Annotated in this window: 2 protein-coding genes; both read left to right on the top strand. The window is 67.1% G+C overall.

Features of this window, described 5'->3' with window-relative positions:
* Window positions 1–1895 (top strand): hypothetical protein (locus tag JSV65_19005; protein ID UCH34582.1); only part of this gene is annotated, 1895 nt, incomplete at its 5' end.
* 7 nt (window positions 1896–1902) lie between these two features.
* Entirely contained in the window at window positions 1903–2565 is a 663-nt protein-coding gene (gene nth / locus JSV65_19000) for an endonuclease III (GenBank protein UCH34581.1), read from the top strand.
* Window positions 2566–2574 lie beyond the last annotated feature (9 nt).

Here is a 2574-nt window from a genome sequence, read left to right as displayed (position 1 = left end):
GGTTCCCGCACGAGGCGTCGTTCGAGTTCGTGCTCTACGCGTTTGAACCGGAGTGGGGGATGAGAGCGGCACTGGCGCGCTATTACGAGATCTTCGCGGAGTGCTTCGTCAAGCGCGTGGAGCGCGAGGGGATGTGGATGCCGTTCGCCGACATCGCGTCGGTCGAGGGGTGGGATGATTTCGGCTTCGCGTTCAAGGAGGGCACGAACAACGTACCCTTCGACAGCGCGCACGGGATATACAGCTTCGTGTACGTGGAGCCGGTGAGCTACTGGATGGCGATGCCGCAGGATGCGCCGCGCACGCGCGAGGCGGCGGAGGCGCTGCTGGAGGAGAAGGCGCGCGCGGCTCCCGAGACCAGCTACGCGGCGGCGACACGAACCTCGATCGTGCAGGGCGCCGACGGCCAGCCGGTCGTACACGTGCTCAAGGCGCCGTGGTGTGATGGCGCGCTGTTCATTCTCAACCCGGCGCCGGGCGTGCCGCTGAGCGAGGAGCATCGCACCAACAAAGCGCAAGTGATGTTTGCCGATATCGAGCGGGCGATGTCGGGGGAGCGCTGGCCGCTGGCGGAGTGGCGGGCGTGGGACCGGGGCTATGTGGTGGAGCCGGGCGGCGGCCCGGATGGCGCGACCGCGCTGCGCTGCGAGAACGCGCCTGGGGTATCGTCGGGCGCGAGCCAGACCGTGATTCTCACCCCGCCGCGGCAGGAGCCGATGGTCGCGCGGACCTGGAGCAAGGCGGATCGCGTGACCGGCGATGGGGGTGTGGACTATTCGCTGTACCTCGACCTGCTGTACGCCGACGGGACGCCGGGCTATGCGTTCGTCGCGCCGTTTGCGACGGGGACGCACGACTGGGAGGTGGGGGAGGTGCGGATTGACCCGCCGAAGCCAGTGGCGCAGGTGCAGTTTCACATGCTGCTGCGGGCGCCGCACGCGGGGCGGGCGTGGTTCGCGCGGCCGGAGCTGCGTGTAGGTGACGGCGGCGGAAACCTGCTTGCGAACACGGCGTTCGAGGCGAGCACAGGGCCGCGGCCGGCCGTCTCCGGCACGTACATTGATTCGATGGAGATGGGGTGCGAGTACCTGAACTTCCGGCGGGAGCATTGGCGCGATGTGGAGATCCCGCTGGTGTTCGAGCCGGCGACCGGCCGGTGCGGGCAGGCGCTGATTTTCGGGACGTACGAGTTCATCGCGGAGTGCGCGCGGCGGATGCACGACGCGGAGAAGCTGATGTTCGCTAACGGGGCGCTGTGGCGGTATGCCCAGTTCGCGGCGCTGCTGGATGTCATGGGGACCGAGACGAACTGGCTGCGCGACGGGGAATTGCACCCGCAGTCGGACGACGTGATGATGCTGCGGCGGGGACTGTGTTATCAGAAGCCGTACTGCCTGTTGATGAACAGCGAGTACGACAAGTTCCCGCGCGAGTACACGGAGCGGTATTTCCGGCACTGCCTGTTCTATGGCATCTTCCCGGGCTTCTTCAGCCACAATGCGGCGGATGATCCGTACTGGGCGCGGCCCACGTTGTATAATCGTGACCGGGAGTTGTTCAAGCGCTACATGCCGTTGATCCGGGAGATCGCGCGCGCCGGATGGGAGCCGGTGACGCACGCCCGGAGCGATGACCCCGAAGTGTACGTGGAGCGCTACGGACCGCGGCAGGGCGTGGTGTACCTGACGGTCATGAATGCGAGCGATGGAGCGAAGCAGACGCGGATCGCGGTTGACGCGGAGGCGCTCGATATGACCGGCGCGTCGGCGACGGAGCTGCTGAACGACCGACCCGTGCGATTGCGGCCAGACGGCACGGCGGGCGTCGCATTCATCGCCGACCTGCGACCTCAGGAAGTATGGCTGGTGAAGATGGAGAGCGAAGCGCCGAGGTGAGACACTGATGGCGAGGGAGACACAGGAGGAGCGCGCGCAGCGGGCGCGGGCGATATTGAGGGAATTGAAGCGGGCGCGGCCGGATGCGCGCATCGAGCTGGAGTTCAGCAACCCGCTGGAATTGCTGGTGGCGACCGTGCTCGCGGCGCAGTGCACGGACAAGAAGGTGAACGAGGTCACGCGCACGCTGTTCAAGCGCTACCCAACAGCGGCGCATTACGCGAAGGCGGACCCGGGGAAGCTGGAGCAGGAGATTAGGGCGACGGGCTTCTACCATCAGAAGGCGAAGTCGCTGGTCGAGATCGGCAAGGAGCTGGCGGAGAAGCACGGGGGCGACGTGCCGCGCAGCATGAGCGATCTGGTGGTGCTGCCGGGGGTGGCGCGGAAGACGGCGAACGTAGTGCTGGGCAGCGCAATGGGCATTGCGGCGGGGATCGTCGTGGACACGCACGTTCAGCGGCTCGCCGGGCGCACCGGGCTGTCGCGGGAGAAGACGCCGGAGAAGATCGAGGCGGATCTCATGGAGCTGCTGCCGAAGCGGGAATGGATCGCATGCGGGGTGCTGGGCACGTTGCACGGGCGGAACATCTGCATTGCGCGGCGGCCGTGGTGCAGCAGGTGCGTGATCCTGGCGCTGTGCCCGCAGGCGGGGGTGGCGGACGCTCAGTAGGTGAGGAGG

The organism is Armatimonadota bacterium, assembly GCA_020354555.1.
GTDB lineage: Bacteria > Armatimonadota > Hebobacteria.
This window is presented reverse-complemented; position numbering and strand designations above follow the sequence as displayed.